20 protein-coding genes, 2 pseudogenes and 2 riboswitches are annotated in these 24,411 nt (G+C 66.5%); of the genes and pseudogenes, 8 read left to right on the top strand and 14 right to left on the bottom strand.

The genetic code is table 11. The features are described from left to right. Position 1: 1 nt before the first annotated feature. On the bottom strand, positions 2-3,763 hold the full coding sequence (gene cobN / locus F3J43_RS12620; protein WP_166886427.1) for a cobaltochelatase subunit CobN: 3,762 nt from the start codon (positions 3,761-3,763) through the stop codon (positions 2-4). Between the two features lie 3 nt (positions 3,764-3,766). After that, on the bottom strand, positions 3,767-4,834 hold the full coding sequence (gene cobW, locus F3J43_RS12615; protein ID WP_166886424.1) for a cobalamin biosynthesis protein CobW: 1,068 nt from the start codon (positions 4,832-4,834) through the stop codon (positions 3,767-3,769). Between the two features lie 101 nt (positions 4,835-4,935). After that, positions 4,936-5,134: riboswitch (cobalamin riboswitch) on the bottom strand. Positions 5,135-5,206: 72 nt separating this feature from the next. Beyond that, positions 5,207-5,433, top strand: a riboswitch (cobalamin riboswitch). 100 nt (positions 5,434-5,533) lie between these two features. Between cobW and F3J43_RS12610 the strand changes: the two genes are divergently transcribed. The 7 genes from F3J43_RS12610 (at position 5,534) to F3J43_RS12580 (ending at position 12,003) form a co-directional block, all read left to right on the top strand. Then, positions 5,534-5,719, top strand: a complete 186-nt coding sequence (locus F3J43_RS12610; RefSeq protein WP_166886419.1) for a CbtB domain-containing protein — start codon at positions 5,534-5,536, stop codon at positions 5,717-5,719. Positions 5,720-5,729: 10 nt separating this feature from the next. After that, positions 5,730-6,419: a CbtA family protein gene (locus tag F3J43_RS12605; RefSeq protein ID WP_166886415.1), complete on the top strand. Its 690-nt coding sequence runs from the start codon at positions 5,730-5,732 to the stop codon at positions 6,417-6,419. Further along, the gene (locus tag F3J43_RS12600) at positions 6,419-6,829 is read left to right on the top strand and encodes a cobalamin biosynthesis protein (protein ID WP_166886410.1); all 411 of its coding nucleotides are present in this window, start codon (positions 6,419-6,421) and stop codon (positions 6,827-6,829) included. Before F3J43_RS12605 ends, F3J43_RS12600 begins: the two co-directional genes overlap by 1 nt. A 29-nt stretch (positions 6,830-6,858) precedes the next feature. Next, on the top strand, positions 6,859-7,611 hold the full coding sequence (cobM, locus tag F3J43_RS12595; RefSeq protein WP_166886405.1) for a precorrin-4 C(11)-methyltransferase: 753 nt from the start codon (positions 6,859-6,861) through the stop codon (positions 7,609-7,611). 64 nt (positions 7,612-7,675) lie between these two features. Then, complete coding sequence (locus F3J43_RS12590) at positions 7,676-7,918, top strand: DUF1272 domain-containing protein (RefSeq protein ID WP_166886400.1); 243 nt, start codon at positions 7,676-7,678, stop codon at positions 7,916-7,918. A gap of 206 nt (positions 7,919-8,124) precedes the next feature. Then, the gene (locus F3J43_RS12585; protein WP_166886397.1) at positions 8,125-8,739 is read left to right on the top strand and encodes a response regulator transcription factor; all 615 of its coding nucleotides are present in this window, start codon (positions 8,125-8,127) and stop codon (positions 8,737-8,739) included. 3 nt (positions 8,740-8,742) lie between these two features. Next, positions 8,743-12,003, top strand: coding sequence for a transporter substrate-binding domain-containing protein (locus tag F3J43_RS12580; RefSeq protein ID WP_205297821.1), 3,261 nt, complete (start codon positions 8,743-8,745; stop codon positions 12,001-12,003). Here F3J43_RS12580 and F3J43_RS24445 read toward each other — a convergent pair. Further along, positions 11,978-12,412, bottom strand: a pseudogene (locus tag F3J43_RS24445) (methyl-accepting chemotaxis protein); the annotation flags it as partial. The gene F3J43_RS12580 and the pseudogene F3J43_RS24445 sit on opposite strands and share 26 nt — an antisense overlap. Positions 12,413-12,514: 102 nt before the next feature. Next, a pseudogene (locus F3J43_RS24440) lies at positions 12,515-13,231 on the bottom strand (PAS domain-containing protein); the annotation flags it as partial. Between the two features lie 363 nt (positions 13,232-13,594). On the opposite strand from F3J43_RS24440, the gene alkB reads away from it, so the two are divergent. Further along, the gene (alkB, locus tag F3J43_RS12570) at positions 13,595-14,239 is read left to right on the top strand and encodes a DNA oxidative demethylase AlkB (RefSeq protein ID WP_166886392.1); all 645 of its coding nucleotides are present in this window, start codon (positions 13,595-13,597) and stop codon (positions 14,237-14,239) included. Positions 14,240-14,251: 12 nt separating this feature from the next. Here the strand turns inward: alkB and F3J43_RS12565 are convergent, their stop codons facing one another. The 10 genes from F3J43_RS12565 to F3J43_RS24435 form a co-directional block, all read right to left on the bottom strand. Continuing rightward, positions 14,252-15,178, bottom strand: coding sequence for a LysR substrate-binding domain-containing protein (locus F3J43_RS12565; RefSeq protein WP_166886390.1), 927 nt, complete (start codon positions 15,176-15,178; stop codon positions 14,252-14,254). A gap of 96 nt (positions 15,179-15,274) precedes the next feature. Continuing rightward, the gene (locus tag F3J43_RS24310) at positions 15,275-16,231 is read right to left on the bottom strand and encodes a peptidylprolyl isomerase (RefSeq protein WP_166886387.1); all 957 of its coding nucleotides are present in this window, start codon (positions 16,229-16,231) and stop codon (positions 15,275-15,277) included. Beyond that, the gene (locus F3J43_RS12555) at positions 16,228-16,704 is read right to left on the bottom strand and encodes a YbjN domain-containing protein (RefSeq protein ID WP_166886385.1); all 477 of its coding nucleotides are present in this window, start codon (positions 16,702-16,704) and stop codon (positions 16,228-16,230) included. The genes F3J43_RS24310 and F3J43_RS12555 overlap by 4 nt, the downstream gene beginning before the upstream one ends. A 40-nt stretch (positions 16,705-16,744) precedes the next feature. Beyond that, positions 16,745-17,392: a DNA repair protein gene (locus F3J43_RS12550; protein ID WP_166886383.1), complete on the bottom strand. Its 648-nt coding sequence runs from the start codon at positions 17,390-17,392 to the stop codon at positions 16,745-16,747. 15 nt (positions 17,393-17,407) lie between these two features. Beyond that, positions 17,408-19,105 (bottom strand): putative porin, encoded by a 1,698-nt coding sequence (locus F3J43_RS12545; protein WP_166886381.1) that lies wholly within the window; start codon positions 19,103-19,105, stop codon positions 17,408-17,410. Between the two features lie 38 nt (positions 19,106-19,143). Next, positions 19,144-19,815 carry a TonB family protein gene (locus F3J43_RS12540; RefSeq protein WP_205297820.1) on the bottom strand — a complete coding sequence of 224 codons (672 nt, stop codon included), beginning with the start codon at positions 19,813-19,815 and terminating at the stop codon, positions 19,144-19,146. Between the two features lie 8 nt (positions 19,816-19,823). Next, positions 19,824-20,249, bottom strand: coding sequence for an ExbD/TolR family protein (locus F3J43_RS12535; protein ID WP_011534002.1), 426 nt, complete (start codon positions 20,247-20,249; stop codon positions 19,824-19,826). A gap of 10 nt (positions 20,250-20,259) precedes the next feature. Further along, positions 20,260-22,065 (bottom strand): DUF2341 domain-containing protein, encoded by a 1,806-nt coding sequence (locus F3J43_RS12530; protein ID WP_166886375.1) that lies wholly within the window; start codon positions 22,063-22,065, stop codon positions 20,260-20,262. Positions 22,066-22,112: 47 nt separating this feature from the next. Continuing rightward, on the bottom strand, positions 22,113-23,705 hold the full coding sequence (locus F3J43_RS12525; RefSeq protein WP_166886372.1) for a ShlB/FhaC/HecB family hemolysin secretion/activation protein: 1,593 nt from the start codon (positions 23,703-23,705) through the stop codon (positions 22,113-22,115). Positions 23,706-23,740: 35 nt separating this feature from the next. After that, positions 23,741-24,322, bottom strand: a complete 582-nt coding sequence (locus F3J43_RS24435; RefSeq protein WP_205297819.1) for a transposase — start codon at positions 24,320-24,322, stop codon at positions 23,741-23,743. Positions 24,323-24,411: the final 89 nt, after the last annotated feature.

Below are 24,411 nucleotides of genomic sequence, written 5' to 3'. Positions count from 1 at the left end.
TTCAACTGTCTTCCTCGCCTTCGAGCAACTGCTGCTCGAGGCTGTCGCGGTAGTCGCCCGGTTCCTGCCACAAACCGCGCTGCTGGGCTTCCAGCAGCCGCTCGGTCAGGTCGCGCAGGGCCTCGGGGTTGTGCTCGCGCATGAAATCGCGGGTCGCCGGGTCGAGCACGTAGGCGTCGGCCAGACCTTGGTAATGATGATCGTCGATCAGGTGGGTGGTCGCGTCGAAAGCGAACAGGTTATCGACCGTGGCCGCCAGCTCGAAGGCGCCCTTGTAGCCATGGCGCTTGGCGCCGTCGATCCACTTGGGGTTGAGGGCACGGGCGCGGATCACCCGGTTCAGTTCTTCTTTCAGGGTACGGATGCGTGGCCGATCGGCCTGGCTGTGGTCACCGTGGTAACTGGCCCGCGTACTGCTTGCCAAGGTTTCGGCGGCGGCCAGCATGCCACCCTGGAACTGGTAGTAGTCGTTGGAGTCGAGCAGGTCGTGCTCGTGGTTGTCCTGGTTTTGCAGCACCGCCTGCACCTGGCTCAGGCGCTGGGCGAAACGGGCGCGGGCCGGCGTGCCTTCGTCAGTGGCGCCATAGGCATAACCGCCATGGTTGAGGTAGACCTCGGCAAGGTCTTCACGGCGCTGCCAGAGGCGGCCGTCGATGGCATTCTGCACACCTGCGCCATAAGCGCCGGGCTTGGCGCCGAACACCCGCCAGCCGGCCTCCCGGGCAGCCTGCTCGGCCGTCAGGCCTTCGTCGAGCAACGCCTGACGCTCGGCACGCACACGGGCGGCCAGTGGATTGAGGTCGTCCGGCTCATCCAGCGCCGCCACGGCCTGCACCGCCGCGTCGAACAGGCGGATCAGGTTGCCGAAAGCGTCACGGAAGAACCCCGAGACGCGCAGGGTAACGTCAACCCGCGGCCGGTCGAGCAGGCTCAGGGGCAGGATCTCGAAGTCATCGACCCGCTGGCTGGCGCTGGCCCATACCGGTCGTACGCCCATCAGCGCCATGGCCTGGGCGATATCGTCGCCGCCGGTGCGCATGGTCGCCGTGCCCCATACCGAAAGGCCCAGTTGGCGCAGATGGTCGCCATGATCCTGCAAGTGGCGCTCGAGTATCAGGTTGGCCGAGGCGAAACCCAGACGCCAGGCCGTGGTAGTGGGCAGGTTGCGCACATCGACGGTGTAGAAATTGCGGCCGGTCGGCAGCACGTCCAGGCGTCCACGGCTCGGCGCGCCGCTCGGCCCGGCCGGCACGAAACGACCGGCCAGCGCAGCCAGCAGGCCGGCGATCTCGGCGTCGCCACAGGCATCCAGCTGTGGTGCAACCTGTTCGACCAGTGCCTGTAGCACTTCGCCTACCGGCTGCCAGGAGGGTGCCTCCGGCAATGCCACAGGCGCCTGCAGCGCCTGCTCGATCAAGCGTGCCGCCAACAGTTCAAGGCGCTCGCGGGTATCGCCGGTAGTGCGCCAGAGGCTGTCATCGATGTCCTGCAACACAGTCGGCCGTGGTCCTTGCCATGCCTCGCCGAGGTCGCAGTCCAGCGGGTCGAAGCCCAGCGACAGGGCCTTGGCCAGGGTGCGGATGAGACTGGCGTTGGCACCCTTGCCGTCGCCACGCTCGACCCGTAGCAAGGCCAGCAGGGTATCGTTGCGCAATCGCCCCACGGGGGACTGGCCGAATACGTGCAAGCCATCGCGGATCTGCGACTCCTTGAGGTCGCACAGGTAGGTGTCCAGCCGGGGCAGCCACACCGCCGCGTCATCCAGTTGACCTTCGAGCGCCAGCTCGCGGTCGATATGGTTGGCCTTGAGCAGCGCGAGGATGTCGCGCTGCAACTCCTGGGCGCGACGCGGGTCGAGCAGTTGCGCCTCGTAGTATTCGTCTGCCAGCTGTTCCAGGTGACGCAGCGGGCCGTAGGTTTCGGCACGGGTCAATGGTGGCATCAGGTGGTCGATGATCACCGCCTGGGTACGCCGCTTGGCCTGGGCGCCCTCGCCCGGGTCGTTGACGATGAACGGGTAGATGTTCGGCAGCGGTCCGAGCAGAGCATCCGGCCAGCACTCGGCGGACAACCCGACCCCTTTGCCCGGCAGCCACTCGAGGTTGCCATGCTTGCCGACGTGGATCAGCGCATCGGCGGCATAGCCGTTGCGCAACCAGAAGTGAAACGCCAGGTAGCCATGGGGCGGAACCAGGTCCGGATCGTGGTACACGGCACTGTGGTCGACCTGGTAACCACGGGCCGGCTGGATACCGACAAAAGTCAACCCATAGCGCAGCCCGGCTACCATCAGCCGGCCATCACGATACATCGGGTCCTGCTCCGGCGCGCCCCAGCGCTCGAGCACGGCGCGCTGGTTGGCAGCCGGCAGCGCGGCGAACGCCGCCTGGTAGTCGTCCAGGGCCAGGCTCTGGGCACAGGGCCGCAGGTCAAGGTGGTCCAGGTCGTTGGTCACCCCGCCCAGCAACTGGTGGATCAGTTCGCTGCCAGTGTCAGGCAGCCCTGCCACCGGATAGCCCTGCGCCTGCATCGCCTGCAGGATGTTCAGCGCTGCGCCCGGGGTATCCAGGCCGACACCATTGCCGATGCGCCCGTCGCGGGTCGGGTAGTTGGCCAGCACCAGCGCCACGCGCTTTTCCTGGTTGTCCAGACGTGCCAGCTCGACCCAGCGCCGCGCCAGTTCGGCGACAAAATCCATGCGCTCGGGGTGGGCGCGGTAGCAGACCACGTCCGACTGGCTGCGCTCGCTGCGCCAGGCCAGGTCCTTGAAGCTGACCGGGCGCGTGATGATGCGCCCATCCAGCTCCGGCAGGGCAATGTGCATGGCCAGGTCACGGGCACCCAACCCCTGCTCGCTCTGCTCCCAGCCTGGCTGGTTGTCCTGGGCACAGATCGCCTGCAGCACTGGGACATCGCGGCGCAGTGGGCGCAGGTTCGGTTGCTCGGGGCTGGACAGGGCAAAGCCGGTGGTGTTGATCACCACTTCGGCCTGCACTTCGTCGAGCCAGGCGTCGACCTGGTCGAGGCAGCCACGCTCCTTGAGGCTGGCCACGGCGATCGGCAACGGGTTCAGGCCACAGGCTTGCAGGCGCTGGCAGAACACATCGATGAAGGCCGTGTTGGCCGCCTGCAGGTGCGAACGATAGAACAGCAAAGGCGCCACTGGTTGCTCAGGATGCCAGTCCGCGTACCAGTCCTGGGGGCTGCTGGCCGTCTTGCCTGGGTGATAGACCGTGGTGCGAGGCAGTGGCTGGGGCTCTTCCCAGGCATAGTCACGTCCCAGCCATTGGCTCGCCAGACAGTTGAACAAATTGATGGCGTTGGCCCGACCGCCCTGGCGCAGGTAGTGCCAGAGGCGCTCGGCCTGCATGCCACGTACCGAGCCAAGCTCAGTGAGCTCGGGGTCGGGACGGTCGTCACCTGGCACCAGGATCAGTTGCACGCCCTGGCGGGCCAGCTCCACCAGTTGCTCGACGCCATAGCGCCAGTAGCCGATGCCGCCGTGCAGCGATACCAGGATGACCTTGGCATGGCGCAGTACCTGGTCGACATAGAGGTCGACCGAGGCATGGTTCTGCACCTGCATGGGATTGGCCAGGCGCAGGCTGGGAAAATCGTCCGGCAACTGCTCGGCGGTATCGGCGAGCAGTGCCAGGTGCGAATCACCGCTGCAGAGGATCACCAGTTCGGCGGGTGTCTGGCCGAGGTCGGCGATGCTGTCGTCCGGCACGAAGCCGCCGGGCTGGGTCCGCAGCAGGTGCATCGGTCAGGCGCCCAGAGCCTGGCGCAGACGCGCTTCCAGCTGGGCTGCATCGAGATCCTGGCCAATCAGCACCAGGCGCGTGATGCGTGCCTCACCGCTGCGCCAGGCGCGGTCGAAGTGCTTGTCGAAACGGGTACCCACGCCCTGGATCAGCAAGCGCATCGGCTTGCCGGGGATTGCCGCGAAGCCCTTGGCGCGCAGGATGCCGAACTCGGTGACCAGTTGCGCGAGCGCGTCCAGCAGCAGGCCTTCGTCGGCCTCGGGCAGGTCGATGGAGATCGAGTCGAAGGCATCGTGATCGTGGTCATCGTGATCGTCACCATCATGGTGCGAGTCGTGGTGGGTGCGGCGGCCATCGATGTGCACCTCTGACTCGGCGCCCACGCCCAGCAGCACGTCCAGCGGCAGGCGGCCGCTGCTGGCTTCGATCACCTTGACCGCCGGCGGCAGTTCCTCGGCCACTTCGGCACGGACCTTGGCCAGGCCCTCGGCGTCGATCAGGTCGGCCTTGTTCAGCACCACCAAGTCGGCGCTGGCCAACTGGTCGGCGAACAGTTCGTGCAGCGGCGACTCGTGGTCCAGGTTGGGATCGAGCTTGCGCTGGGCATCGACCTGCTCCGGGTAGGCGGCGAAGGTGCCGGCCGCCACTGCCGGGCTGTCGACCACGGTGATCACCGCATCGACGGTGCAGGCATTGCGGATTTCCGGCCACTGGAAGGCCTGTACCAATGGCTTGGGCAGTGCCAGGCCACTGGTCTCGATGAGGATATGGTCGAGGTCGCCGCGACGCGCCACCAGCTCGCGCATCACCGGGAAGAACTCTTCCTGCACGGTGCAGCACAGGCAACCGTTGGCCAGCTCGAACACCCGACCGACAGCTTCTTCCTCGGTGCAGCCGATGCTGCATTGCTTGAGGATCTCGCCATCGATGCCCAGTTCGCCGAATTCATTGACGATCACCGCGATGCGGCGGCCCTGGGCGTTGTCGAGCATATGCCGGAGCAAGGTGGTCTTGCCCGAGCCGAGGAAGCCGGTGACGATGGTGACGGGGAGCTTGGCCAGTGTTTTCATGTCGCGTTGCCCTTGGCTGCAATGGCGCGGGCATGCGGGACGCCAGCCTCGGGCCTGAGCGGCCGGGCGCGTTCGCCACCGGATCACCCCGCCCGGTTGAAAGTCGAAATCGTGACGAGGCAGGTCTCCTGGCTTGCACGGTGCCAGCGGCATGGCTGGCGGGATGGCGCCTTCCCGCGCGTACGCAGTGGCTGTGCCGATCCGTTACGGTGCTTACAGTTGCGGGGGCAGCCGCGGCTTGTACCGCGTTCCCGTCTTAGCTCCGGCCTGGGCCGGAGAACCTCGAAGCGGCAAGGCTACGCAGTGCCTGGCGTGCGGTCAACTGGCCGACCGGTGCTGCGGCGCGATTGACGCCGCCTCTGCCCCATGATCTGCTAGCGCATTGCGTCCAGGTGCCCCCGTTCGGGGGTGAAACGGGAAACCGGTGCGTCGCGCTTCGCCCTGCGCGAGGTCGAACAAGGCCGGTGCTGCCCCCGCAACGGTAAGCGAGTGAAGCGTCTTGACCACTGTGCCGCTCGATCGGCATGGGAAGGTGACGCCGTCACGGGAGCCCTGCTCCTCTCGCCAGCCCGGAGACCGGCCTGACGTCCTGATCTACACTCCCGCGGTGGGCGGGCGCTGTCGTTTGTCCTGGGCAAGCCTTGCCCGGGACTGTCGCGCTTGCCCGTTGCCACAACAAAAGCAGCAGAGGAACGCGTCATGCCAGTCACCAGTGCCAAGCACAGCCTCACCACACCCGTCACGCTCAGCCAGCGCCTGGTCATCGCCATCGGGGCCAGCCTGCTGGGGTTATGCCTGGTCTACTTCGCCGGTTTCTCGCACATCGAGGCGGTCCACAACGCCGCCCACGACACCCGCCACAGCGCCGCCTTCCCCTGCCACTGAGAGCACTCGAATGATCACACGCATCGCCCGCACCGCGGGCTTCAGCGGGTTGCTCGCGGCCCTGCTGCTGACCCTGCTGCAGAGTTTCTGGGTGGCCCCGCTGATCCTGCAGGCAGAAACCTATGAAAGCGCGGCCCCCGCCATCGAGCAGCATGAGCATGCCGAGGGCGCCGCCGCGCATGAACACAGTGCCGAAGCCTGGGCGCCTGAGGACGGTTGGCAGCGGGTGCTCTCCACCACGGGTGGCAATCTGGTGGTGGCCGTGGGCTTCGCCCTGATCCTTGCCGCGCTGTACAGCCTGCGCGAGCCTGGCCGAGTGGCTGCCGGAGCGCTATGGGGCCTGGCCGGCTTCGCCGTGTTCTGCCTGGCGCCGACCCTGGGCCTGCCGCCGGAGCTGCCCGGCACCGCGGCGGCCGACCTCGGCCAGCGCCAGACCTGGTGGATCGGCACCGCCGCTGCCAGCGCCGCCGGCCTGGCCTTGCTGGTGTTCGCCCGCCACTGGCTGTTCAAGGTGCTCGGCGCAGCCCTGCTGGTCACGCCTCACCTGATCGGCGCGCCACAGCCTGCGGTGCATGAAAGCCTGGCGCCAGAAGCCCTGGCGACCCAGTTCAAGATCGCCTCATGGCTGACCAACGCCGCCTTCTGGCTGGCCCTGGGTCTGCTCAGCGCCTGGCTTTACCGCCGCGCCGGCCAGGCTTGATGTCCACCCACTCTCCTCGGTCGGCACTGTACGCCGGCCTTGGCTGTCGCCGCGGTTGCCCGGTCGAGACCCTGGCGGTCCTCCTGCGCCGGACCCTGACTGACCAGGGAATACCGCTGAGCGCCCTGCGTGGCATCGCCAGCATCGCGCCGAAGGCGCGTGAGCCCGGACTGCTGGCCCTGGCCGAACGCCTCGATCTGCCACTGGTGTGCTTCGAGGCCGAGCAACTGCTCGACTTCGAGCCGCTGCTCAGCCAGCGCTCGGCCACGGTCTTCGCCCAGACCGGTTGCTGGGGCGTCGCTGAAAGCGCCGCTCTGGCGCTGGCGGGCCGCACCTGCAGCCAACCGCGCCTGTACGTGCCACGGCGCATTCTCGGCGGCGCTACCCTGGCGCTGGCCAGTGGCGGATAATCCGTCCTTTTTACCTGCAAGGAACCCCCATGACGGTCTATTTCATCGGTGCCGGCCCCGGCGATCCCGAGCTGATCACGGTCAAGGGCCAGCGCCTGATCCGCCAGTGCCCGGTGATCATCTATGCCGGCTCGCTGGTTCCACCGGCCGTGCTCGAAGGCCACAACGCACAGCATGTGATCAACAGTGCCGAGCTGCACCTCGAACAGATCGTCGAGGCGATGCGCGAGGCCCATGCCCAGGGCCTGGATGTGGCCCGGGTGCACAGCGGCGATCCCAGTCTCTACGGCGCGATCGGCGAGCAGATCCGCCACCTGCGCGCGCTGGGCATCGACTACCAGATCGTCCCCGGTGTCACCGCCACCGCCGCCAGTGCCGCATTGCTCGGCTGCGAGCTGACCCTGCCGGACGTGGCGCAGACAGTCATCCTCACCCGTTATGGCGACAGTTCACCAATGCCACCGGGTGAGCAGCTCGCCGACCTGGCCCGCCACGGCAGCACGCTGGCCATTCACCTGGGCGTCCGCCACCTTGAACGCATCGTCGCCGAACTGCTGCCACATTATGGTGCCGACTGCCCGATAGCCGTGGTGCACCGGGCCACCTGGCCGGACCAGGACTGGGCCAGGGGCACTTTGGAGAGCATCGTCGAGCAGGTGGCAGCCAAGGGCTTCCGGCGCACGGCGCTGATCCTGGTCGGACATGTCCTGGGCGATGCGCCGTTCGCCGACTCGGCGTTGTACCGTGCCGGCCACGCCCATCTCTACCGGCGCGGCGACTGACAGGATTGCCGCAGGAGCGTGCCCCGTAGCACACTGCGGCCATCCCTGGATGGAGATCACGCTCATGCTCGAACTACGGCCCAACTGCGAATGCTGCGACGTCGACCTGCCGGGCGATAGCCCGGATGCCTTGATCTGCTCGTTCGAGTGCACGTTCTGTCGAGCCTGCAACGACCAGCATTTCCACGACCAGTGCCCCAATTGCGGTGGTCGGCTGAGCCCCCGTCCACCCCGTTCCGGGCAGGCCTTGAAGAACAACCCTGCCACTACCCAGCGGGTACTGAAAAAACACCAGTCCTGCGGCTAAGGCCTGTGCCAGAGGCTTTCGTGGAGGCACGCGCTTTTCTTCCTTGTAGGACTTTTCAACAAAGTATCCGCGCCTTTTCAACACACCTATACTCGCCTATTACCAAGGATCCTGAATCCTCGTAAGGTGCGCGCCTGCCTACCAGGCCCGCCGCTCTCTCCAGCACCCAAGACAGGGCGCGGGCCCCTATCGACAGGAGTTACCGAATGACATCTGTGTTGTTGGTCGATGATCATCACATTGTTCGGCTGGCCGTGCGCATGCTGCTCGAGAGTGAGCGCTTCACCGTGGTCGGTGAGACCGGCAAGGGCAAGGAAGCCGCGCGCCTTGCCGAACAGACCAAGGCCGAGGTGGTGATTCTCGACATCGGACTGCCTGACCTGGACGGCATGGAAGTGATCAAGCGCCTGAAGCTGCTCCAGCCGGCCCCGCGGATCATGGTCCTTACCGGGCAACCCGCCGATCTCTACGTGCGTCGCTGCATGGATGCCGGTATCAGCGCCTTCGTCAACAAGGACGAAGACCTCGATGCCCTGCTATTTGCCCTCAAGGCGCTGGTCAAGGGTTATTCGACCTTCCCGCAGATGGCCGTCAACAGCAATACCCTGGAAAGCGAGAACGACCGCCTGCACAGTCTCTCCAACCGAGAGGTGGAAGTGTTGCGAAGGCTCAGTTGCGGACAGAGCAACAAGCTGATCGGCGAACAGATGAACCTCAGCGCCAAGACCATCAGTACCTATCGCGGGCGGATCCTGGAGAAACTCAAGGCCGAGTCGTTGGTGGAGATGGTCGATCTCGCCAAGCGCAACAAGGTGGTCTGAACAATGATCAGGCGCACCCTGTTGTGCCTGTTGCTGGCCTTGCTGTCCGTTCCCGCCGTGGCCGACGTCCCGGGCGAAAACCGCCGTCTGCTGGCGCGGGCACTGAGCGCCGCACCGCCCATGGTCCTCGCCACAGTGGACCGGCAATGGCTCGACGAACATGGCAGGTTGCTGCTTGGCAGCTCGCGTCCTGACTACCCGCCCTTCGACATCAACACCAGCCTGACCGACTACGAAGGTCTCAGCGCCGACTACGCCGGCCTGCTCTCCGAACAGCTGGGCATACCCGTCGAAGTCCGCCGCTACCCCAGCCGGGCTCAGGCAATCAACGCGCTGCGAGCGGGTGAGATCGACCTGCTCGGCAGCTCCAACGCCTATGAAGCCAGCGACGCCAACCTTGCGCTCAGCCAAGCCTACGCCGACGACCTGCCGGTGATTGTCTCGCGCCAGCGCAGCACCTTGCGGGACAATGAGTCCCTGGACGGGCTCACCCTGGCGATGGTCGACCACTACCTGCCGCTGCCCACCGTGCAGCAACACTTTCCCCAGGCGCAACTGAGCCTCTACCGCTCGACCCTGGGTGGCATCGCGGCGGTGGCGCTGGGCCGGGCCGACGCCTACCTGGGCGATGCCATCAGTACCGACTACATGATTGCCAAAGGCTTCCAGGGCATGGTCAAGGTCGATCATTTCGTGAAAATGCCAGGCAACACCTTCGCCTTCGCCCTGGCCCACGACAACCCCCGGCTGTTGCGCCTGGTGGACGAGGCGCTGGGACGTGTCGCCGACAGCGAGCGGCTGAACATTCTGCGACGCTGGACCAGCGGCAGCACCAGCACCCTCCTCGACCGGCGCCTCGATGCCCTCAGCCCCGAGGAGCGTGACTGGATCGCCAGTCATCCGACCATCAAGGTGATGATCAACACGACTCTGGCCCCGCTGAGCTTCACCGACGTCAATCAGCATCCCCGTGGCATTGCCGTCGACCTGTTGCAGCGGATCGGCCTGCGCACCGGCCTGAACTTCCAGATCATCGAGTCCGACTCCTTCGAGGACATGGTCGAAGCCACCGCGCAAGGCCAGGTCGACATGATCGGCGCAATCGGCTACGGCACCCACCGTGCCCAGCGCTTGCGCTATACCCGCCCCTACATGATCAGCCCACGGGTACTGGTGACCCGCCAGAGCGCCCCGCCGCTACCGCTCACACAGCCCCTGAGCGGCCAGCGCGTGGCGTTGCTGCGTGGTTCGCCCTTGCTCGAGGAGCTGCTGCGTCAATCCCCCGGCATGCGCCCGGTCGAGGTGGAGAACCCGTTGCAACTGATGGAGGCAGTGGCCAATGGCGATGCCGACGTGGCGCTGAGCTCGCAGGTGAATGCCGTGTACTTCATCAACCAGGTATTCAAGGGACAGTTGCGGGTCGCCGGCCTGCAAGGCGACGAGCCAGCCTTGGCCGCATTTGCCGTCAATCCGGCGTTGCCGCAGTTGCAGGGGATCCTCGACAAGGCCTTGTTGAGCATTCCACCCGATGAACAGGAACAGTTGGTCAATCGTTGGCGCACCAACGCCGTGGTCAGCGACAGCCCCTGGCGCAACTACCGGACCCTGGCACTGCAGGTGCTGGCCCTGGCTGCGGTGCTGCTGGCGGGCGTGGTGTTCTGGAACACCTACCTGCGCAAGCTGATCCACCAGCGCACCGAGGCCCAGCGTGCCTTGCAGCAGCAACTGGCGTTGAGCCGCGGCCTGCTCGAGCAATTACACCAGGCCAAGAACGACGCCGAGCAGGCCAGCCAGGCCAAGAGCACCTTCCTGGCGGTCATGAGCCATGAGATCCGCACGCCGATGAACGCAGTCATCGGCCTGCTGGAGCTGGCACAGGAGGATAGCCGCCACGGTTTCAGCGATACCCAGGCGCTGGAGACCGCCCACGCGTCGGCAACCGGTCTGCTCGACCTGATCGGCGATGTGCTCGATATCTCGCGCATCGAGTCAGGGCACATGAGCCTGCAACTGGAGGCCGTCGACCTGGTGAACCTGGTCCGGGCCACGCTGCACGTTTTCGAAGCCAACGCCAGGTTCAAGGGCATCGGCCTGCAGGCCACGCTGCCGGACGCGCCCTGCTGGGTACAGGCCGACCCGCTGCGACTGCGCCAGGTGTTGTCCAACCTGTTGAGCAATGCCCTCAAGTTCACCGACCAGGGTTTGGTCGAGGTCAAGCTCGATACCCGCGCCGCGCCAGGACGGGCAGTCGCGGTCGAACTGCAGGTCAAGGACAGCGGCATGGGCATCAGTGCTGCCGACCAGGCGCGACTGTTCAGCGCTTTTGCCCAGCTCGATGGCCGCAAGGGACGCCAGGGCGCCGGGCTGGGTCTGGCGATCAGCCGCAACCTGTGCGAGCTGATGGGGGGCGAGCTGGCCCTGAAGAGCCTCGAGGGCCTGGGTACCCAGGTCGACGTGCGTCTCACCCTGGCGCTCGCCGACCCCGTCGCCACTCCCGTCATGGCCGACGAACAGGCCAGGACAGATGGCAAGCCACTGCGCATTCTGGTGGTCGATGACTATCCGGCCAACCTGATGCTGCTCGAGAAGCAGTTGCACACGCTGGGACACCAGGTCCGGCTCGCCGAGCAGGGCGAACAAGCCCTGGCGCTCTGGCAAGAGGGCGGATTCGATGTGGTCATGAGCGACTGCAGCATGCCCGTGATGGACGGCCATGCACTGGCCCGACGCATCCGCGCCGAGGAGCGCGAGAAAGGCCTGCCACCCTGCCGGATCATCGGTATCACGGCCAATGCCCAGGCCGAGGAGCGTGAACGCTGCCTGGCCAGCGGCATGGACGAATGCCTGTTCAAACCCCTCGGCCTCCAGGCACTACGGGCCTGCCTGCCCCAGGCGACTGTCAGCGCCACCATCCGCCCCAGTGGCTTCGACTTGCAGGCGCTGCGTCACCTGACCAAGGACGACGAACAGCTGATCCAGCGCCTGTTGCAGCAACTGGCCGAGAGCAATGGCGAGGATCTGCAGGCCCTACAGGGCCTCGGCGACGAGCCGGCCCCGGCCGTGCTGGGGCCACTGGTACACCGTATCCGCGGTGGCGCACGCATGCTCAAGGTCACGCATGTGGTGGCCGATTGCGAGGCGGTGGAGCTCGCCATCGCCGAGGGCCGTTCGGTAGCCGCGGCGCTCGCGCACCTTCGCGCGAGCCTGCAGGGGCTGGAGCAGGAACTGCGCGAAGGCCTCAGTGCAATTGCAGGGTCGAGCTGATCTGGCTGATCGCATCCACCACGTGCCGTGAACCCTGCTGGATCTCCATGATGACCGTGCCCGCCTCGTTGGCCAGTTCCACGCCCAGCCCGGTGCGGGTCAGGCTCGACTGCATGCTGGCTACTGCCGTCAACGACAGGTCGTGGTTCTGCCGCACCACCTCGACGATCTCCAGGGTCGCCTTGCTGGTGCGCGCGGCCAGGTTGCGCACCTCGTCGGCCACCACGGCAAAACCACGCCCGTGCTCGCCGGCCCGGGCGGCCTCGATGGCGGCGTTGAGCGCCAGCAGGTTGGTCTGGTCGGCGATGCCGCGGATGGTCAGGACGATCTGCCCGATCACCTCGGACTGCTTGCTCACCGCATCGATGCTGCGCGCGGCCTGGTTGAGCTCGGCGGAAATCTGCTCGATCACCTCGACCGTCTGCTGCACCACCTGGGTGCCCTTGCGCGCGCAGGCGTCGGTCTGCACGGAACTGGCGTGAGCGGCATCGGCGGCAGTCTGCTGGGTGCTGACCTGGCTGGTGATGTCGCTGGCGAACTTCACCACTTTGTACAGGCGCCCCTTGTTGTCGAAGATCGGGTTGTAGGACGCCTCCAGGTAAACGGTCTGCCCCTGCTTGTTGACCCGCTCGAAACGGTGGGAGTGGTATTCGCCGCGATTGAGGGAGGCCCAGAACTCCCGGTACTGGGCGGATTCACGTTCGTGGGGCAGGCAGAACAGGCCGTGGTGACGCCCGCTGACCTCCTCCAGGCGGTAGCCCATGGTGTCCAGGAAGTTCTGGTTGGCCTTGATCACCCGTCCGGCCGGGGTGAACTCGACCACCGCCATGGAGCGACCGATGGCCTTGAGCAGGCTTTCGCTCTCGTGCTCTTCGTTGACATGGCGGGTGATGTCCGAGGCCACCTTGATCACGCTGGTGACCTGCTGGCGCTCGTCGAGCACCGGCATGTAGCTGGCCTCGAGCCAGACTTCCCGGCCATCCTTGGTCAGGCGCTCGAAGGTGCCGCTGATGGCCTTGCCCTGGCCCAGCTCCCGCCACAGTTGCTGGTACTCGGCACTCTTGGCGTAGGCCGGGTCGCAGAAGATCCGGTGGTGCTTGCCACGGACTTCATCGGCGCTGTAGCCCATGGTCGCGCAGAAATGCTCGTTGGCATCGAGAATGGTGCCATCGGGGGCGAACTCGATCATCGCCATGGAACGGCTGATCGCGGCCAGCTTCGCCTCCATGGTGGACAGGGCCTGGCGGCAACGCTGGATCTCGACCAGGTCGGACTTGCGATGGTACTCGAACATGAGCCGGGTCTCCTTGTGGCCACGGGGTGTTCCTGAGCATAGATCGGGGTTTGCGGGGTGCAAGCGAACTGATATCACCTTGGGGTTGGGACTGAGGTGGTGGTTTTGCGGGATGTATGCGCATCTACACCTGGCCTTCTGAAGTCGCAATGGGGGCGCCTGGACTATTGCGCGCTTAAAAGCCCAAACAAGAGCAACAGCCACAAGCTGGAGTTGAAGCACCTGTTTCATTGCACGGCTGGGCGCTGGTCCTTGTCGGGGATACACTTCCCGTATTCACGCTCCGGCGGCACAGCAATGATCCAGTCCGACCTCGACCTCTTCGATACACAACCACAACGGCTAGCCAGCCATACCGTGCTGCTTCCAGGCTTTGCCCTGCCAGTGGTCGAACAGCTGCTCGACGGGTTGCGGCCTGTGCTGCGCGCCGCGCCATGGCGCCACATGCAGACACCCGGCGGGCTGCGCATGGCCGTGGCCCTGAGCAACTGCGGCAGCCTCGGCTGGATCAGCGACGACCATGGCTACCGCTACACCCCTACAGACCCGCTCACCGGCAAGCCCTGGCCCGAACTGCCCGCGGCATTGCTCGAACTGGCCAGCGCCGCCGCAGCGGCAGCCGGGTTCCCGGACTTCATTGCGGATGCCTGCCTGATCAACCACTACCTGCCTGGCACCCGCCTGAGCCTGCACCAGGACCGCGATGAGCGGGATCACGGGCATCCCATCGTCTCGGTGTCACTGGGGTTGCCGGCCGTGTTCCTGCTCGGCGGCCTGCAGCGCGCCGACCGTACCCGGCGAGTGCCGCTCAGCCATGGCGATGTGCTGGTATGGGGCGGGGAAGATCGCCTGCGCTTTCATGGCGTGCTGCCCATCAAGCCAGGCGTGCATCCACGCCTGGGCGAACGCCGCGTCAACCTCACCTTGCGCAAGGCCGGCTGAGCGGCAAGCGCTTCATATCCCGGCAAACCACTCCCGACGCTCGTCGAATGCCGCCCGGATCGCCGCCACCATTACCTGCACCAACGGATCGCCCTCGGTGTCGGCATTCACGGCTAGCCACACGCGTCTGCGCATCGGTTCCCGGAACATTCCCGGCAACGCCAGCAGGCCGCGGTCCAGATGAGACGCGTAATGGGGCAGCAGGCCCACGCTCGCGCTGCACTTGATCAACTGGCAGTACATGTCGTAGTCCTGGATCTGCGTCACCCCAGTCGAACGGCTCTGCAACAGGCTGTGCCACGGCGTCAATGCCACCACGCCCGCCTCGCCCTGCCATTGCACCAGCATATAGTCCTGCAGGTCGGCCAGGCTGGCCGGCCGATTCGCCTCGCGAGCGTAGCGCTTGGCAATGTGCGGCAGGTATTCCAGGGTTGCCAGCGCCTCCGGCTGGGCGCCGGCGAAGTCCGTGGCACGGGCACCGTGCTGCAGGTCCCCCAGCCACAGCGCCACGTCGACCTCCCGGCCGGGCGTCTGGCTGGCGTCGAAGGTGTCCACCTCCAGGCGCATGCCGGCATGCTGGCGAACGAAGTTGATCAGGTTGCGCCCGAGCAGGTCCTGCAACAAAGGCTCGGCCACTGCCAGGCGCACCCGGGTGGGCGCGGCACAGGGCTCAGGCGGCAGCACGGCAGGTTCACGGGCCTGGAGAATCGACAACAGCCGCTCGCCCTGCTGGCTCAACACCGGGTTGTTGTTGCGGTTGACGAACAAGCCATAGCCCAGTCGCGCCTCCAGCACCGCCAGGCGCTTGCGCAATGCCACCGGCTTGAGATTGAGCCGCCGCGCGGCCTGCATGAAGCAGCCACAGCGTGCGGTGACCACGAAACAGTTCAGCGTCTGTTCGTCCAGGGCCAGCGGCACCTGGGGGCGAACGACAGGCATGGCAGTTTCCGGGGGTCGCCCCCGGGACAGTTCGATCGGCATCCCTCGCCTCCCGCGGGCCCGTGTCCACGGGCCCGGTTCTTCCATGGTTAAGGATTAACGGCTGCTCTCCAGCACCTGGTTGAGCGCCGCGCCATCGATACTCAGTGTCGCGTTGTCGAACATCCCCTCGACATAGGCCTTGGCTACCTGCTCCTGGCGCTGGGCGCGCAGCAGTTGGCGCAGGCGCGGAGCGACCTCCTCCAGCGTCGCGGCCCTGGCAGGCTGCTGTTCGACCAGCTTGATGATGTGATAACCCGCCGCGCTCTGCACCGGCTCGCTGACAGCGCCGACCTTGAGCTTGGGCACCACCCCGCGCACCTCTGGCAACAACTGCGCCAGGGCTTGCAGGCCGGTGTCCCCGCCCTTGGCGGCCGTCTCGGCATCCTGCGAGTGCGTGCGGGCCAGCGCGGCGAAATCGGCATCGCCCGCCTGGGCCTGCTTGGCCAGGGCCAGCGCCTGCTTGTGTACCGCCTCGTCATCCTTCGGGTTGGCCACCCGCAGGAAGATCTGGCTCAGGCGATAGCGCACCGGCAGCTGCAAGCCGGCCTTGCCGGCCTCGTAGGCCTGTTTGAGTTCGGCTTCGCTGGGGTAGTCATCGGCGACCTTGCTCACCGAGTCGAGGTAGTCGCGCAAGACGATCTGTTCGGTCGCCGCACGGGTCTGGGCCTGGATATCCGGACGCTGCAGCCAGCCCTGGGCCTCGGCCTGCTGGTACAGCGTCTTTTCCGCCAGACGGGTGCGAATCCACGCCTCCAGGGCTGGACGATCACCGCGCAGGCGACTGCGGGTGTCCTCCGGCAGTTGGCTGAACAGCGCCTTGAGCTCGCCACTGCCGACCTGCTGGTCGCCCAACCGGGCCAGGCTGGGGCCGCTATCGGCCGGCAACGAGGTGGCCGCCGGCAGCGAACGGGCCGCCGCCACCGGCTCGTCGCCCGGGCGCAAGGCCAGGGCGACGGCTACCGCGACAACGGCCAGCGCACCGGCGCCGGCCCAGAAAGTGCGCGCCGTCACGAGGCGCTCACTGCATCACGCTCGACCGCCTCGGCGCCCTGCTCAGCGACATTGCGGCTGTAGTCGCGCAGGTAGACGATGAACTCCTGCAACAGGCGATCCCACAGCACCAGGCTGCCCAGCAAGTGCTTCTCGCTGACGCCATCGGCGACCACCACATCCTTCTCCATCACCAGGAACTCGCCTTGCACCGACAGACGGGCGAAGCGGCGGCTGGCATTCCACAGCTCGGCCAGGCCCTGGGGCAACTCGCCCTGGATGCGCAAGGCGCAACTGAAAGTGAAATCGAGAAACTCACCGTCCTTGTCCACGGCCCGGTTGCCGAATCGCACGGCATAGCCCACGCCCTGGCTGGCGCTGAGCAACTGCACCACGGCATTCTGCTCGCTGCGGTTGACCCGGCAGCCGGCATCCTGCAACAGCTTGGTGAGGGAGTCGGCGCTAACGGTTTCGATCAGGGTGACTTCGGTCATGTCTTGCCTTCCTTGCTGTTATGAAAAAGGTGATGGAACGTCACTGCATCACGCCCGGTGGGGCGTCGAACTGGCTTTCGTAGAGTTTGTCGCCATAGGCCTGGGCAAGCTCCTCGAACCTCACCCGGGCGCTGCCGGCGAACGGCTGGCGCAGTTTCACCACATCGGCGATATCGACCTTCTCGTAGGCGGCCAGCATTTCCTTGGCCACCCCGTACATCTGCTGGTTACGTGCCTGGCACTGCTGCACCTGGCCGTCGCGCTCGGCCAGGCGCGCCTGCAGGCTGGCACGCTCGCCCTCCTTGCTCCGGGCCATGCCCAGCAGTTCTTCATAGGCTTGCTTGTACTTGTGCAATTGCTCGTTGCTGCTGGCCACCAGCGCCTGGGCCTGGCTGTGCACGGCCTGTTGCTGGCCGGCCAGTTGCTCGCTCTGGCCGCGCGCCTTGGCCAACTGCGCGGTGAGCTCGCGTACCTGGCCCAGAGCCGCGTCACGCTGCTGCTCGGCCGCCTGGCGGGCAACGCTGGCCTGGGCCTGCTCGCTCTGCAGTGCCTGCAATTGCTGGGTGGTGCTGCGCAACTGGGCGCGTAGACGCTCTTCGAGGGTGTCGGCCGACACCGAGGCCGCCAGGCTTGCGCCCAGGGCCAGTATCAACCAGGTGCAACGACGGCGGTAGGCTCCCTTGTTCATCCCCGTGCTCCTTCCCTAGAACCGCGTGTTGACTTCAAGTTGTAGCACATCGATGTCAAACGGCGCGCCGTAGACCGTCTCGCTGCTCAACCAGCGTGCTGTAGCGTAGACGTTGTTGGCCAGGCCGTAGTTGCCACCGAGGAAATAACCCTTGGCGTTGGTGCCGCCGAGGTGGAAGCTCGAGTCGTTGAAACCATCCGGCAGGGCGTCCGGTTCGATGCGCTTGTAGCCGGCGAACAGGTTCCAGTCCCCCGCCTTGCGCATGTCCAGGGCATTGCCCAGGGTGAACTGGAACATCCAGGCGTCGCTGCCGCTCTTGATGTTGCCGTTCGCGTCGATGTTGTTGGCGAGCTGGCCGGCCGAGCGCTTGCGCATGTCGCCTTCATCGTAGGCCAGGTTGTGGATGTAGTTGGCCTGGCTGCGCAGCTTGAAGTCATGCGGCAGGTCGGCGTCCCACACCAGGTTGAGGTCGAGCAGCTCGAACTCCGAGGCGATGCCGACGAACTGCGGTTGCGGCGTCGCCGCCGGATTGGCCGGGTTCGGCGTGATGTCGCGCAGCAGGAACACGGTGTTGCCCTTCTGCATGAAGGTCGGCCGGGTCTCGTCGCTGTCGCAGCCGGGCTGGCCGTCCCACGGGGCGCAGGGGCTGGAGCGTTGGCCAGCGATGTCGTCGAAGCGGTAGTAGGCCATCGCGCCCTTGAGCCGGTGGTGGTCGTTGATCGCCCACTTGGCGCCGAGCTGCGCGCCATACAGCCACTTGTTGTCACTGCCTTCCTTGTCGAAGCCGTTGCTGCTGGCGCTGTCGTCGCTGTACTGCACCGGGAAGGCGCCGACTGTGCCGAACACACTGAGGTCACGGTTCACCGGCTGGTTGAAGAGCGCCGCCAGGCCGTCGAAGTTGAGGTCGTTGGAATACAGGATGTCGGTGGACATGAACGGGTTGGCAATGCGGCCACCGGTGAGGGTCAGGCGCTCGCTGGGACTCCAGCTGACATAGCCCTGGTCGAGCCAGATGTCCTTCTTGCCGAAACCACCGCCGAGGTTCTGGGTGGTCGAGACCGGGTTGTTGTTGCCACCGGTGGCGATGCGGATACCCGCCACCCAGTCCTCTGCCAGCTGTGCCTTGAGGCCGAAGCGTGCCCGCAGGCGCAGGATGCTGTCGCGGTCTTCGCGGGTGTTGAGCAGTGGTGGCAGGCTCGAACTGCTGTTGGGGTTGACGTCGTACGGGCCTTTGTCGTTGAGCTTGGCGAAGTCGACGATCTCGTTGCTGTTGCCATCGGCGTAGTAGCGCGACTCGCCACGCAGGCGCAGGTCGCCGTCGAAGCTGATGCGCGAGGCCCAGTCGGGGAAGCTGTTGGGCGCCGCCCAGTTTTCCTGCTTGGCGGTGTGCATCACCTCGGCCTTGATCTCGTCGCGAATCTGCTGACGAACGATGGCCGGCACATACTGCACCCGCACCTCGCCGTTGGCCGCCGGGGCCTGGGCAACGATCGGCGCGCTGCTGGCGGCGCGGGCCTGCTGGGCCTCGCGCTCGGCCTGGGCGATCAGGGCATCGGCCTTGTCCTGCTTGAGCACGCCCTGTTCCACCAGCAGGCGGATCAGGTTGACGGTCGCGTTATCCGACGGGGCGGCCTGCGCGACTGCCGGACCGACCGCGGTGGCCGCGGCCAGCAGGCCGAGCGCCAGGGTCAATCGGTTCACTGGGCACTTCATGGTTGTGCAACTCCTGTTGGTCAGTCGTGCTTCGTTGTTCATGGCCGGCGCCCCTGCAGGGCGACTTTCACCGGCAACGTAAGGCTGGCGGGCGGACGCTGGTCGAGGGCACGGGCGGCGCGCAGGGCCGCCAGCACCTGGGCGTCGACCTGCGGCTCGCCGCTGGAGCGCAGCAGCTCGACGCGGGTGATCTCCCCGGCGGCGCTGAGCCAGATCTCGGCCTGCAGGTTGAACACCAGGTTGCGCAGCTCGGGGGTCTCCCGCAGCAGGCGCTGGAAGGCGTAGGCCAGGTACTGGCTGTAGGTGCCACTGCCCAGGCCGCCTGCGCCACCTCCTGCCATGCCTGCGCCCTTGCCGGCGCCGACGTTGAAGCTGTCGCTGCCGGACTGGGCGTCGCCGTCCATCTGCATCGGCTCGGCCAGGTCCTGCGCCGGATCCGGAGCGTCCTCGGCGGGCTTGACCTCCTCGGCCTCGGGTACCGGCTCGGGCTCGACGATCTTTTCCTCGACCGGTGGCTCGGGCTCCTTGGGCGGCTCCGGAGGCGGTGGTGGTGGCGGCGGCAGCGGGATGATCGCCGGTACCTTGGGCGCCTCGCGGCGCACCCCGGCCATGTCGTTGGCCCACTGCCACAGCAGCCAGGCCAGGCCGGCGCCGACCACGGCCAGCACCGCCCAGAACAGCAGCCGACGAGGATTGGCTGTACGTTCCATGCCGGTCCTCATCCCTGATTCGGCTTGCCGGTGACCAGCCCGACCTGGGCCAGCTCCAGACGGCGCAACAGGTCGAGCACCTCGACCACCTTCTGGTACTGCACCCCGGCGTCGCCGCGCACGATCAGCGGGAAGTCCGGATTGCGCGCTTTCTCGCTGCGCAGCCGGTCCTCCAGTTCCTGCAACGTCACCGGGTAGGCGTCGAGGAACACCTGGCCGGCGTCGTTGATCGAGATCGCCTTGGTCTTGGGCTGGGCCAGCGACACCGAGGCGCTGGCCTTGGGCAACTGGACCTGGATGCCGGAAACCTGGGCGGTGGCGGTGAGGATGAACATCACCAGCACCACCATGAGCACATCCACCAACGGCGTGATGTTGATGCTGTCGACCGCGGCGTCGGCGTCGTCGTCATGGGCGTTGTTCACGGATGCCATGGCTGCGCCCTCACGCCGGAACCGACGGGTTGTGGATGCGTTCGGCCTGGCGATGGGCCGCCTCGCCGGCCTGCCCTTCGCCATGCAGCTCGGCCAGCCGAGTGATGAATTCGTCGACGAATACCCGCATGTCGGCGCTGACCTCGCGATTGCGGGTGGTCAGGCGGTTGTAGCCGAACAGCGCGGGGATGGCGACGAACAGGCCCATGGCGGTGGCCAGCAACGCCGCGGCCATGCCTGGGGCGATGGCGTTGATGTTGACGTCGCCGGCCATGGCGGTGCCGAGGAACACCACCATGATCCCCAGCACGGTGCCCAGCAGGCCGATGTACGGGCCGCCGGCGATGGCGTTGGACAAGGTCGAGAGCTTCGCCGACAGCACCTGGTTCTCACGGGTACGCACGCCGTCCATGGAGCAGCGGATGGCTTCGATGGTGGCGGCGGACACAGCGCTGGTATCGGCGCCTTGGGCGCGGCGGGTGCGGATTTCCTGCACGGCCACCCCATACAGGCGCCACAGCGACGAGTCGTGCAGTTGCACATGCAAATCGCGGTCGTCGGCGAACTGCTCGAGGCGGGTGCCGACCGTGGCGAAGCGCTCACGGAACAGGGCGTTGGCGGTGGTGACGCGGTTCAGCGCGCGCTGCTTGCGCAGCATGATCACCCACGATTGCACCATCATCAGCAGCAGTACGGCGATGATCACCCAGGCATCCATCGGCACGGCCTTGAGCAGAAAGCCCAGGCTGCCGAAGCCGAAGCCCGACTGTTCTTCATCGACGCCATAGCTCACCAGGCGCGATTCGGCCCCCTGGGCCAGCACGTCGGCCTGCAGGCTCGCCTGGCTGCGGGCCACGCGGGAGATCCGCAGCTCGTCCAGGGCCCCGACGAAGGCGGCGAATGGGCTGGGCGACTCGCCTTCGGCTGGCGGCAGGTCGCCGGCGATACCCACCGCGGTGGTGAAGGCCGGCAGGCTGGTCGCCAGGCGTGCCACCGGTTGTCCTTCGAGCAACAGGCTCAGGTTGCCGCCCTCGCCCACCAGTGCCAGGTGTTGCCACTGGCCGGCGGAAAGCGACTGGTTGGCGCTGGCGCGCTGGCCGTCGACCTCGACGAACGGCACACCCTGGGCCAGGCCCAGCAGCAGGCTGTGGCCCGCGTCACGACGGGCCAGCAGCAGTTGCTCGCCGACTGCCTGGTCCTGGCGCAGCCAGGTGCTGAAGGTGAACGCGCCACCGGCAGGCAACTGCAGCGAGGCGCTGGCCGGCAGTTGCAGTGGCTGACCGCCAAGCTGGATAGCGCGGCCGATCACCCCGTCGACGGCAACCACCGGGCCTTGCAGTTGGTTGCCATACGGGCTGGCATCGTGCGCGGTCGCGCCGTCGAAGTGGTACAGCGCGGTGTAGTCGGCGTCGAAGCTCGGCTGGCCGTTGGGCGCCTGGGCCTTGGGGTTGCCGTAGTACATCCACAGTTCCTGGCGCTGGCCGGCCTCGATGCGCGGCACATCGACCCAGATCAGTGCCATGCCCATCAGCGGGTCGAACTGCTCAACATGGTGGTTGAGCACGGTCTTGTCGTCAGCGCCGACGAAACGGATGTCGGCGCCGCTCTCACTGATGCCGTCGAAGCTGAAGTTGCCGGTGTGCAGGCGCACCAGCAGCGCGGTGCGGCCCAGCGCCTGGGTCAGTCCGGCGCCCTGGGGGGTGGTGTCCACGGCGATCTGCTTGCGGTACATCCAGTCGTCCTGCCACCAGGCGCTGGCGCTGCCGGGCAGGGCGAAGCCCAGGCACAGCAGCAGGGTCAAGATCAGGCGTTGCATGAGAGGTCTCCAGGGTCGATGCCGGTCGGTGATTCGTTGATTTGGGCTCAGAAGGTCGCCTGCACGCTGAAGTGCACCCGCGAGTCGTTCTTGTCGGTGTTGGGGCCGTCCTTGAGCGGCACGGCCCAGTCGAGGCTGCCGGACAACCAGTCGTTGAGCGTGGCGCGGGTGCCGATGCCGACACTGGCCAGGCTGTAGCTGTCGTCCTGCTCGGGCAGGGCGTCCTGTAGTCGCAACTGGGCGCCCTCGGCAAACAGGTAGAAGCGCCAGTCGCTGATGTAGTTGCCGACATAGCGGCCGATGGACGGCGTGCGCAGCTCCTGGGAGAACAGCACGCCATCGTCACCGGTGCGCTCGGCGGCCAGGTAGCCACGCACCGAGGTGGCGCCACCGGCGGCGAACTGCTCGTTCGACACCAGCGGGCCGGAGGCCAGCTGGAACGCGAGTTTCGATGCGCTCTGCCAGTTGCCGGCGAAGTCGAAGGTGTAGCTGGTGTCGCCCTTGAGCACGGCGAAGCTGGGGTTGGCGCGGTAGCGCTTGTAGTCGAAGTCGCCGTCGTCGCTGCCGTAGCCGAACAGCCGGCGGGTACCGGCGACCAGGTTCAGGCCCAGGCTCAGTTGGTCCTGTTCGGTGAAGCGGTAGCCGTTGTAGCCCAGGGTGATCGGTGCGTACTTGAGCGGTACCTTGTCGCTGTTGCCGCCCAGTCCGACCTGTTCCTCGAAGTCCTTGAAGTCGATGCCGATCGACAAGGCATTGGCCCAGGCGCCGACACCCGGCAGGTTGTAGACGACCGAGACGCCATAGGAATGCCCCTTGCCCAGCACATTGGTGCCACCGACCGTGGCCACGTTGCTGTCGGAGTGATAGCCGGAGAACTGCAAGGTCCAGCGCTCGTTCAGCGGCGCGGCGTAGGAACCGGACCAGACCTCGGCGTTGTTGCGGTCCTGCGGCGCGGTGAACCAGGTCAGCGACACGCTGTGGCCGGCCTGCCACAGGTTGTTGTAGCCAAGGCTGACGACACTGCGCAATTGCTCGGTGTCGGCACTGTGGTCGTTGTTCAGGCCCAGGCTGAGGTTCCAGGGCTGCTTGTCCTCGACCTGCAGGTCGACATCCATGGTGCCGGGCCGCTGCCCTTCGCGCACCAGCGGCATGACCTGGCGGCCCGGGGTGCGGTTGAGGGTCGCCAGCTCTGCCTGCACTTGTTCGAAGTCGGGTACCTTGCCCTCCTCCAGCGCCGGCACCTGCTCGCGGATCTCCACCGGCGAATGGTGCTTGGCGCCAACCACCCGCACACGGCCGACCTTGGTTTCACTCACCTGCAGGTAGACGATGCCACCTTCGACCTTCTGCTCCGGCAGCTCGACGAACACCGACTGGTAGCCGTGGGCCTGGTAGCTTTTCTGCAGCGCTTCGCGGGCGCCCTCGAGGTCGGCCAGGGTCTTGTCCGGGCCCAGGTACGGGTACACCGCCTCCTCGATTGCCTGGGCATCGAGCACGCTGTTGCCGCGCACCACGTATTCGTTGATCTCGACCCGCCGCTCAGGCTGGGTCGGTGCCTCGTCGGCGCTTGCCTGGGTCGCCAGCAGGCACAGCAGTGCCCCTGCGCCCATGCCGCATCGCTTGAAGAAAAAGTGCTCCACACCGCCCCCTTGAGCGCCAGGAATTCGAATGGTTTCTAGTGATTGTCGGGCGAACCCTGGCCGTGGTGACGGGCCAGCCAGCTGTGCAGCAGGGCCAGGTTGAGGCTGAACTCGGGCATGCCCTGCAGACTGGCGCCCAGCACTTCATCGACCATGCGCTGCAGCAGCGACACGGCCATCGCGTTGCCGAGCAGCACGCCGAGGTCGTGACTGAACAGGCTGAAGCTCCACATCCGCGACTTCAGCTCCAGCCCGGCGAACCAGCGGAACAGCAGGTTGTAGTTCAACTGCTCGTAGAGCTGCTTCTCGCTGGGCACCGAGTACAGCAACTGCAGCAGCAGCACCTGCATCAGCGTGTGCGGGGCGATACTCATGCCCTGTTGCTCGGCCAGTCGCGCCAATGGCACCTGGTGCTCGCCGAGCAGCGCTTCGATGCGTGGCCTGAGCAGCGCCAGCGAATGTCCCGGTGGCACGCAACTGGCCACTTCGCGCAGGGCCCCCTGCCAGTCCTCCTGGGACACGATCCAGACCCACGGCGCGCCGTAGCGGTACACCGAGACCGGCTGCTTGCGCGCCGCCTCGACGATCTTCGCCAGGCGCTGGTCCAGCTCCTGCATTCCCACTTTCGTGTAGCGCTCCATAGTTCCCATCGCCCCGCTCCCCAGCCTGCTCCCGCGACGCGTCGTGGCCCCTCGGGCAGACGCTT

The organism is Pantoea sp. Cy-639, from assembly GCF_011752525.1.
Classification (GTDB): domain Bacteria; phylum Pseudomonadota; class Gammaproteobacteria; order Pseudomonadales; family Pseudomonadaceae; genus Aquipseudomonas.
This window is presented reverse-complemented; position numbering and strand designations above follow the sequence as displayed.

What these genes read in the sequence shown, in the direction of transcription:
- cobN (WP_166886427.1), bottom strand. Translation starts at nt 3,763, where the DNA reads ATGCACCTGCTGCGGACCCAGCCCGGCGGCTTCGTGCCGGACGACAGC.
- cobW (WP_166886424.1), bottom strand. Translation starts at nt 4,834, where the DNA reads ATGAAAACACTGGCCAAGCTCCCCGTCACCATCGTCACCGGCTTCCTC.
- F3J43_RS12610 (WP_166886419.1), top strand. Translation starts at nt 5,534, where the DNA reads ATGCCAGTCACCAGTGCCAAGCACAGCCTCACCACACCCGTCACGCTC.
- F3J43_RS12605 (WP_166886415.1), top strand. Translation starts at nt 5,730, where the DNA reads ATGATCACACGCATCGCCCGCACCGCGGGCTTCAGCGGGTTGCTCGCG.
- F3J43_RS12600 (WP_166886410.1), top strand. Translation starts at nt 6,419, where the DNA reads ATGTCCACCCACTCTCCTCGGTCGGCACTGTACGCCGGCCTTGGCTGT.
- cobM (WP_166886405.1), top strand. Translation starts at nt 6,859, where the DNA reads ATGACGGTCTATTTCATCGGTGCCGGCCCCGGCGATCCCGAGCTGATC.
- F3J43_RS12590 (WP_166886400.1), top strand. Translation starts at nt 7,676, where the DNA reads ATGCTCGAACTACGGCCCAACTGCGAATGCTGCGACGTCGACCTGCCG.
- F3J43_RS12585 (WP_166886397.1), top strand. Translation starts at nt 8,125, where the DNA reads ATGACATCTGTGTTGTTGGTCGATGATCATCACATTGTTCGGCTGGCC.
- F3J43_RS12580 (WP_205297821.1), top strand. Translation starts at nt 8,743, where the DNA reads ATGATCAGGCGCACCCTGTTGTGCCTGTTGCTGGCCTTGCTGTCCGTT.
- alkB (WP_166886392.1), top strand. Translation starts at nt 13,595, where the DNA reads ATGATCCAGTCCGACCTCGACCTCTTCGATACACAACCACAACGGCTA.
- F3J43_RS12565 (WP_166886390.1), bottom strand. Translation starts at nt 15,178, where the DNA reads ATGCCTGTCGTTCGCCCCCAGGTGCCGCTGGCCCTGGACGAACAGACG.
- F3J43_RS12555 (WP_166886385.1), bottom strand. Translation starts at nt 16,704, where the DNA reads ATGACCGAAGTCACCCTGATCGAAACCGTTAGCGCCGACTCCCTCACC.
- F3J43_RS12550 (WP_166886383.1), bottom strand. Translation starts at nt 17,392, where the DNA reads ATGAACAAGGGAGCCTACCGCCGTCGTTGCACCTGGTTGATACTGGCC.
- F3J43_RS12545 (WP_166886381.1), bottom strand. Translation starts at nt 19,105, where the DNA reads ATGAAGTGCCCAGTGAACCGATTGACCCTGGCGCTCGGCCTGCTGGCC.
- F3J43_RS12540 (WP_205297820.1), bottom strand. Translation starts at nt 19,815, where the DNA reads ATGGAACGTACAGCCAATCCTCGTCGGCTGCTGTTCTGGGCGGTGCTG.
- F3J43_RS12535 (WP_011534002.1), bottom strand. Translation starts at nt 20,249, where the DNA reads ATGGCATCCGTGAACAACGCCCATGACGACGACGCCGACGCCGCGGTC.
- F3J43_RS12530 (WP_166886375.1), bottom strand. Translation starts at nt 22,065, where the DNA reads ATGCAACGCCTGATCTTGACCCTGCTGCTGTGCCTGGGCTTCGCCCTG.
- F3J43_RS24435 (WP_205297819.1), bottom strand. Translation starts at nt 24,322, where the DNA reads ATGCAGGAGCTGGACCAGCGCCTGGCGAAGATCGTCGAGGCGGCGCGC.